This is a genomic window from Streptomyces sp. 1331.2 (genome assembly GCF_900199205.1).
Classification (GTDB): domain Bacteria; phylum Actinomycetota; class Actinomycetes; order Streptomycetales; family Streptomycetaceae; genus Kitasatospora.
On sequence record NZ_OBMJ01000002.1, the window covers coordinates 439941 to 447375 of the forward strand.

The 7435-nt window shown below is 71.8% G+C and carries 10 protein-coding genes and 2 pseudogenes; 10 read left to right on the plus strand and 2 right to left on the minus strand.

Features of this window, described 5'->3' with window-relative positions; genetic code table 11:
- The first annotated feature begins 59 nt into the window (after window positions 1–59).
- The 10 genes and pseudogenes from CRP52_RS34995 to CRP52_RS41070 form a co-directional block, all read left to right on the plus strand.
- Complete coding sequence (locus CRP52_RS34995; protein WP_179853134.1) at window positions 60–374, plus strand: hypothetical protein; 315 nt, start codon at window positions 60–62, stop codon at window positions 372–374.
- Window positions 375–722: 348 nt separating this feature from the next.
- Window positions 723–983 carry a sigma factor gene (locus tag CRP52_RS35000; protein WP_373560581.1) on the plus strand — a complete coding sequence of 87 codons (261 nt, stop codon included), beginning with the start codon at window positions 723–725 and terminating at the stop codon, window positions 981–983.
- 257 nt (window positions 984–1240) lie between these two features.
- Window positions 1241–1513 carry an STAS domain-containing protein gene (locus CRP52_RS35005; protein ID WP_179853135.1) on the plus strand — a complete coding sequence of 91 codons (273 nt, stop codon included), beginning with the start codon at window positions 1241–1243 and terminating at the stop codon, window positions 1511–1513.
- A gap of 162 nt (window positions 1514–1675) precedes the next feature.
- Window positions 1676–2158 (plus strand): ATP-binding protein, encoded by a 483-nt coding sequence (locus CRP52_RS35010; RefSeq protein WP_097240862.1) that lies wholly within the window; start codon window positions 1676–1678, stop codon window positions 2156–2158.
- Between the two features lie 1357 nt (window positions 2159–3515).
- Window positions 3516–3797, plus strand: coding sequence for a hypothetical protein (locus CRP52_RS35015; RefSeq protein ID WP_143685913.1), 282 nt, complete (start codon window positions 3516–3518; stop codon window positions 3795–3797).
- A gap of 1162 nt (window positions 3798–4959) precedes the next feature.
- Entirely contained in the window at window positions 4960–5187 is a 228-nt protein-coding gene (locus tag CRP52_RS40160) for a hypothetical protein (protein ID WP_257033206.1), read from the plus strand.
- Window positions 5154–5723 carry a PP2C family protein-serine/threonine phosphatase gene (locus CRP52_RS40165; protein ID WP_257033207.1) on the plus strand — a complete coding sequence of 190 codons (570 nt, stop codon included), beginning with the start codon at window positions 5154–5156 and terminating at the stop codon, window positions 5721–5723. Before CRP52_RS40160 ends, CRP52_RS40165 begins: the two co-directional genes overlap by 34 nt.
- Entirely contained in the window at window positions 5696–5863 is a 168-nt protein-coding gene (locus tag CRP52_RS40170) for a serine/threonine-protein phosphatase (RefSeq protein ID WP_257033212.1), read from the plus strand. The genes CRP52_RS40165 and CRP52_RS40170 overlap by 28 nt, the downstream gene beginning before the upstream one ends.
- Window positions 5864–6017: 154 nt before the next feature.
- A pseudogene (locus tag CRP52_RS41065) lies at window positions 6018–6236 on the plus strand (transposase); the annotation flags it as partial.
- 51 nt (window positions 6237–6287) lie between these two features.
- A pseudogene (locus tag CRP52_RS41070) lies at window positions 6288–6401 on the plus strand (IS630 family transposase); the annotation flags it as partial.
- A 322-nt stretch (window positions 6402–6723) separates the two neighbouring features.
- Here the strand turns inward: CRP52_RS41070 and CRP52_RS35030 are convergent.
- Together CRP52_RS35030 and CRP52_RS40175 are read right to left on the minus strand one after the other, a co-directional pair.
- Entirely contained in the window at window positions 6724–6939 is a 216-nt protein-coding gene (locus CRP52_RS35030) for a hypothetical protein (RefSeq protein ID WP_097240865.1), read from the minus strand.
- Between the two features lie 77 nt (window positions 6940–7016).
- Entirely contained in the window at window positions 7017–7142 is a 126-nt protein-coding gene (locus tag CRP52_RS40175) for a hypothetical protein (protein ID WP_257033208.1), read from the minus strand.
- Window positions 7143–7435: the final 293 nt, after the last annotated feature.

The window sequence follows — 7435 nt, forward strand, 5'->3', positions numbered from 1 at the left end:
GACGTGGACCTCACACCGGCCGAGATTCGCCGTCTGCTGGCAGCTCGACCCCGGTCGCTGTGCTGCGGAAGGAGTTCGACGCTTTCCTCGCGATGAATCCGCTCTGGGACGGTGAGGGCAGTGCCTTGCAGGTCGTCGATACCACGCCTAGTACGATCGTGGTCCGTGCCCTGGCGACGTCGGCCAATGCCGATGACGCCTTCGAACTGCGCTGCCAGCTCCGTGAGCATCTGGTGGCCTACATCCGTGAGAACCACCCGCACGCGCTGCCCCGGGTGTCCGTCAGCCAGCTGCCTGGCCCGCACGCCGAACCCGGCCCTTCGTCGCCGGACCCTCACAGGCGGCAGAGGCATCGATCCACCGACATCGGGTAACGGGACGGGGACCGGCCCGAAGAGAGGAAAGGATCGACATGGCTGCGCCCAGTGATGAACTCCTCATTCCCGCGGGCCCCTGCCCCCGAGCAGGGCAGGCGACGAGGCTCCGGGCGGGGGCGCCGCCGGGGCGCTCCCGCCCGAGGGCCTCGCCATCGGGGATCGGCGCGAGGTCGCGCCCGCCGACGGCCGGGAGCTGACCCGGGTCCTGCTGCGCTGACTCGCCGGCCTGGAGGAGGGCTCCCGGGAGTACTCCTGCGTGCGGTCCACCCTGATCGAGCTGAATCTCTCGCTGGTGGCGCTGCGATCCGCCGCTTCGGCTCGCAGCGCCACCTCCGCGTAGACCTGATGCAGGTCGGTGCGATCGGCCTGATCAAGGCCATCGACCGTTTCGACCCCGACCACGGCGTCGGATTCACCACCTTCGCGCTGCCGACCATCCTCGGCGAGGTCCGCCGCCACTTCCGCGACACCACCTGGGCCGTCCACGTCCCCCGCCGGCTCCAGGAACTGCGCATCGGCCTGGCCAAGGCGCAGGAACAGCTGTCCCAGCAGCTGGACCGGGCGCCGACCGCAACCGAGCTGGGCGAGGGTCTGACCTGCGCTTGAGGGGGCGGGGCTCGGGGGGAGGGGTTGGGCCCGGGCGCCGCAGCGTCTTGGCCGGCCGTCGTGTGCTGCGTATGGTCGAAGAGCATTCGCAGAGCACTTCGGAGGGGACCATCACGACGATGGCGGCCGAGAACGGGTCGTAGATCATCGTTCCGAGGGCCGCCCGCCCGCCCGCGGTCGGGTCTGCCGTGGGCGGGGTCCTTGTGGATATCTGGCGGGCGGACGCCGAGGCAGTCGTTTGCACGGGGGTGGGAGACTTGGAGATCGACATCCTGGCACTGGCCGAGGAGGCGCTGACCTCGCTCGTCGGTGTCCGTCCGCCGGTGCTTGTGGTCGACCTTGAACGTGTCGGGTTCTGCGACTCCTGCGCCCTGAACCTGCTGCTGGGAACCCGCTTGTCGGCGCAGGCGGTGGGCGTCGAGTTCCGGCTGGCTGCCCCTGCCTCGGCGGTGAGGCGTGTGTTGGAACTGACTGGCGCGCAGGTGGTTTTCTCCGTCCACGCGTCGGTTCGTGCTGCTCTTGTGGGATGACGTCCTCTCGGTGTCCGGTGCCTGGTATGGCTGCGGGTGCCGGGAGGGCGACCGATCCGGCTGGGAGGGGCGACCGATCCGGGCGGGAGAGACATAATCCGAGGACCGGTGGGAAGCCGTCCGGGTGATCCGTCACCGCAGAGAGGGAAGGGGTACCCGCAGATGACGACCAGCCGGGGCACCCTCGACGGCGACCGGTCCGACGCTGGCACGTTGCTGCCGCCCGGTGGCCAGCGGCGGCGGCTGTACTTGGCCGGTCTGCCCCGACCCGTCGCCCGTGCCCGTGAGTTCACCGGCCAGACGCTCGCCGACTGGTCGTGGGCCGCACCCGCGTCCGGCGTCGACCCGGACGTCGTGGACGACGTGTTGCTGCTCGTGGCCGAACTCATCGCCAACGCGATGATGCACGCCGACGGCCCGCTGGAGCTCGTCCTCCAGGCCTTTGGGGCGCGGCTGCGGATCGAGGTCAGCGACGCTACCACCGCCCTGCCCGTTCCCCGCCGCCCGCACCACCCGGGGCTTCCCGGTGGTCATGGGCTGTTCATCGTCGAGCGCGTTGCCGACCGCTGGGGCGCCGAGCGGCACGGCCAGGGCAAGACCGTCTGGGCCGAGGTTGACGTCGACCGCCTGGCCCCGGGCCGCTGAGCACGCCGCACGCTGGCAGTCCCCTCGAAAGGCTCCCTCCAAGGATTCGAACAGACAGAAGAGCAGGCCGGTCGCGTGAGGCGACCGGCCTGCCGACGTGATGCGCCCCGCGGGATGGGCAGCACCGGCGCCGCTGATGCCGGTGCGGGTGACGTGATGTCAGGTCCGGGGCTGGCTCATCCCCCCTTCGGGGCTCTTGCTGATCTGCGGGGCTGGTTCGCGTTGCTCTGCAGTGCCGGCGTAACTGGCCTCGAGTCGGACTGCCCGACGAGTTGACGTACCACGTGCCGGTACCGGCAAGCGAACACGGATGAGGTCCGGTGCCCGATTCGGGCACCGGACCTCATCCGATGGTGGAGCGCCAGGCCCGGGTCGCACGGACTCTCCCTACTGAAAGTAGGGCGTGCTCTGGTAGCACCGCTGACGCCTGACGGGAGATCACCCTCTCCCGCGACGAGAGGAATACTAGCAGGTCAGCGACGGGGCTGAGCCGGGGGAGGCGGGGCATCCCGGGCGGCCCCCGGTGTTTCGGCCCTGCCGGTGTTTCCGTGGGGCCGGGGTCGTCGAGGGGGGTTTCGACCACGTGAGCGGCGAGCGCCTCCGGGGTATCGGTGGTTCCGGCGGCGGCGGCGGCGGCGGCGGGGCCGGGCGGAAGGCATGAATCCGCAGATCGGGGGCACCCGGACGCACACAGCGGTCGGCCCGTCCGAGAGCCCGGCCCGACGACGATACGGAGCACACGGTGACTGACCCTGCCCCGCCCTTCGGGGCCACACCCCGTCCGCCGGCCCCAGCCGGCCCGTCCGGCCCCCCGCTGGTGCCGGATCCCCCGGCTCCGCCAGGCGTGCCCGTGCCGCCGCCGGAACCGGAGCACCCCGCTCCCGCCCTGCCCCGTCCCGAGCCGGCGGCGCCGGAACCGGGCGAGCCCCGCACACCGGAACCGCCGGACTGAGCCGGAGCGGATTCCTGCCCCGGAGCTCCGGGGCAGGAATCCGCTCCGGCGGGGGAACGCCCGCCCTCGGCGCCCGTTCCGCCGTCGGCAGTCACCCGGGTGACCACCGGCCGCCGCCGGGCGCCCCGCCTTCGCGCGGCTGCGCACCACCGCCGGCACCAGCGCGAACGCCGTTGTCCGGACGGCGGTCACGCCCGGCCTCCGCCGCCGGGTGCTTCCCGGGGCGCGCGCGTTGGGGCCCGGCGGGTGGGGGCCCGGCGGCCGGTGTGCGCCGCGGCGTCGCTGTCGCCGAAGGACCCACCCGGCCGCCACACTGCCCCACGGCCCCGGATCAGGAAGCGCACCGCCGTCCGCCTCGGCGCTCTCGTCGCCGCCACCGCCGCCGGTCTGGGCCTCAGCGTCGGGATGGCGTCGGCCAGCACCGCCTACACGGCCGACGTTTCCGGCTGTGCCGGGGGCATGGTGGTCTCGTTCTACAGCGGGCACGACCACGTGCAGGGCTACGTGACCTCCACCATGGGCGACTACTGCAGCGTGGAGCTCCGGCAATCGAACGGCGGGCACTCGGGCGCGTCGACCCGGGGTGCCACGCAGTGGACCGCAGAACTCCTGGACGCCGGAATCACGTCGTACGTCGTCGTGTGCAACGGGAACACCGGCCGCTGCGCCACCAGTGCCTCGTACTGACAGGCCAGGCCGGTCCCGTCGTGGTCCCGCTCGGGGCCGGACCACGACGGGACCGTGCCGCTCCCTCCGGCCGGTCGGCCTTTTCGGTCGGCCTTGTCGGTTGGCCTTGTCGGTTGGCCTTGTCGGTTGGCCTTGTCGGTTGGCTCGCCGCGCCCGGGGAGCCGCCGCGTGCGGTCCACGGCCCGCGCGCACCGCCGTGCTCCCGGAAGGTCGCCACCGTGCCATCGGACAGCTTCGCCGCCCGGTTGTCGGTGTTCTCCGGGATGGTGCAGCCCGCCGGTGTGCAGCACCGCGTGAGCGTCGTTGGCGTGGGCGGCATCCGTGTCGTCGACGGCGTCGCCGACCGGCAGTACCCGGTGGCCCTGGCCGGTGAGGCCGTGGCGTGGAGGTGGGCGGCGAGCGGGGCGGCCTTGGTGCCGCCGGACCCGGTGCGGCCCTCGATCCGGGTGGAGAAGTGCCCGATGCCGGCCTCTCGGGCCTCGCGCACGAGCGTGTCGTGGGGGCACAGCGACAGCGGTGACTGGGTGTGGCCGGCCTTGGACAGGGCGGCCATCGGCTCGACGGCGCCCGGCGCACGCGCACCGGCGGGGAGCGCGGGTGGGCGAGGAAGGCTCGTCGTCGTACTGGCGCCGGCCGTCGTCGTCGTTGTCCAGCGGGACGGTTTGTGCTGTGCTGTTCTCGCCGTCGTGGCCGCGCCGTGTCACACCCGGCCGACGCGCAGCGCGGCCGCCGTTCACCCGGCCGGGCCGTGCGTCGGTACCGACTGCCGGGCAACGCGGCGCGATGATGAGGACGAGTGCCGCGGCGGCTGGCGCGATCTACGGCGAGGGCGGACGGGTGGCTGTCGAGGACTCCGTTCTGGCGAGGTTCTCGCGGACGTGCTGGCCGCGGCCCACCGCATCGCTCCGTCGGAGATCGCGGGGCTGGTCCAGGAAACCGCTGTGCGGCTGGGGCTGTCCCAGGCGAGTGTCTACGTGGCGGACGTGCAGCAACACGAACTGGTCGCCCTGCCCGGCCCGGCCCAGGCCGAACTCCTCGTCCAGGGAGGCCGGTCCAGCTGGAGACCATCGCGGTCGACACCTCGCTGGCCGGCCGCGCCTACCGCACCGAGTCCGTACAGACCGCTGCGGACAGGGACACCGGGCGGGGCTGGCTGCCGCTGGTGGACGGCATTGAACGCATCGGCGTCCTGAAGGTGGCCGCCCCGGTCCTGGATGCGGCGATGCTGGTGCGGTGCAAGGCCCTGGCATCCCTGACGGCCATGATCCTCGCGACCAAGCAGTACTGCAGCGACGTCCTGATCCAGACGGTACGCACCCGGCCGATGACGCTGCAGGCGGAGCTGCTCTGGCGTTCGTGCCGCCGCGGACGATCGGCACCACCGCGGTGACGTCCTCCGCCGTCCTGGAACCCGCGTACGAGATCGGCGGTGACGCCTTCGACCACAGCCTGGCCGGCACACTCCTGCACCTGACCCTGCTGGACGCCATGGGCCACGACCTCGCCTCCGGCGGCTGCAGCGCCGTGGCTCTCGCCGCCTGCCGCTCCACCCGCCGTGCCGGCGGCAGCCTCGTCGACATCGCCGAGCAAATCGACCGCACCCTGGCCCGGTGGATCCCCGACCGGCTGCTGACCTGCCTGATCGCCGACCTGGACACCGCCACCGGCCGGCTGGACTGGATCAACTGCGGCCACCCGGCACCGCTACTGCTGCGCGAGGGCCGCATCGTGACCGGCGCACTCGACCGACCCCCGCACCTGCCGCTGGGACTCGACAGCGCCGCTCCCCCGCCGCAGGTCCACACCGCCCGCCTGCAGCCCGGCGACCGGGTGCTGATGTTCACCGACGCGTCACCGAGGCCCGCTCGCCCGGCGGCGAACTCTTCGGCGAGCACCGCCTGGCCGACACCGTCGTCCGCGCCATGACCGACGGCCTGCCCGCGCCGGAAGCCCTACGCCGCCTCATCCAGCAGATCCTGCGCCACCAGGACCAGCAACTGCGCGACGACGCCACGATCCTGCTCACCGAGTGGCACCCGCAGCCGCGGCCGCCGGCAGGCAGGTGAGGACCCGAGCCGACGTCTGCCGGATTCCACAGCCGCGCGCGACGGCTCCCTCAGCGGCCACAGGACCGTCCCATCGTCCAGGAGCCCAGGCTCGCGGGTGCGTCTGCGGGTTGGGCTGTCTTATCAGTGGATCAAGGCCTTTCATGATCCACTCGTGGCGTGTGAAGATCTGACGAGCGAGCAATGGGCCAGGCCGGAGCCGTTGTTGCCGGTGGGCAAGAAGCCGCGGCGGCCTCCAGTCCGGTCGAAGCGCCGGCTGATCAACGGCATACGCCGGCGAACGCGCACCGGCGCGCCCTGGCGGAACGATCCCGCACACCACGGCGAGTGGGAGAGCGTCTACGGCCTCCTCCGGCGCCGGCAGCGCGACGGCACCTGGAGCCGGAGCCTCACCCAGCTGCAGGCCGGGGCCGACGCGAGAGGTCTGATCACCTGGGCCCTCGACCGACTCGAAGCCCTCGTCCGTCACCGGCTCAAGCGCCTGCAGTTCCGACCCGACGCCCTCGACGGCTTCATGGCCGGCACAGGCCTGAATCTCGACACCTCACCTCACCCTGACGAGCCGACGTCAGTAACGACCGTGTCACCGGCTCCAAACGAGCTCACGGCCTGTCAGCGGCCGTGATGGGGGTCCGGCCAAGGTGAGGCGGCTACCAGCCTCACCTTGGCCAGACCTCTGACAGACCCACTGCTATGGCTGCTATGGCGGCATGTCGGGACGTGTGTCGCGATCAGGGCGCGGGGTGTTGTCGGTCACCGGTGCGTCTTCGAGGCGGTGGGGGACTGGCACATGACGGTGATGACCTGGCGCATCGCGTCGCGTCGGTCCTGGTCAGGGATGTTGTCGTTGGGGGCGTCGATCATCGCGTAGCGATGGCGGATTCGATGCCGTCAATGTCGCGAGCATGGCACAGGGTGTTGCCGGTGGCGTGGTCGGCGAGAAGGAATTGGGTGCGGGCCCACCGCAGGGCGGGGCTGTCGTCCGTGGCCGTCGTGGTGGGTGTGGCGGTGCCGGCACAGGCGGTGAGAGCGGCGAGCATGGCCAGGGTGGCGGCTATGCGGGTGGTGGGTCGCAAGGTGTTCCTTCGGGGCGGTGGGTGTACGGCCGTGCCGACGCCCGCATGGGTTGTCGGCACGGCCGGCTGTTGATCGGTCAGCGGCCGGCGCGGATACGGCTGCCCTCGGCGGTGACGGCGCGGGCGCAGGCCGAGACCTCGACGGCGACCAGGATCGACGCGGCATTGTTGAACAGGATGCTCTCGCACTCCCGCCTCATCATCGAGCACCGTCCAGTGCTCCACCAGCTCGTCCACGCCCACCGGCTGCGCCCATGGCCCGCACGGCAGGACAAACCCAGACCAACGCGCACAACAGACCAAAGACCACCGCAGTTGGGGCTCATGACACGCTCGTTGACGGCACCCCGACACGCGGAAATCAGTGCCCGTTGACCGGGTCTTCCCGAAGCTCCCGGTCGGCATCGAACCTCCCCCTGGACGTGGCCGCCTGGTCGGTGGTCAGGATTTTTCTTCGGGAGACTTCATGGGCACCTGTCTTGAGCGTGCATCGCCG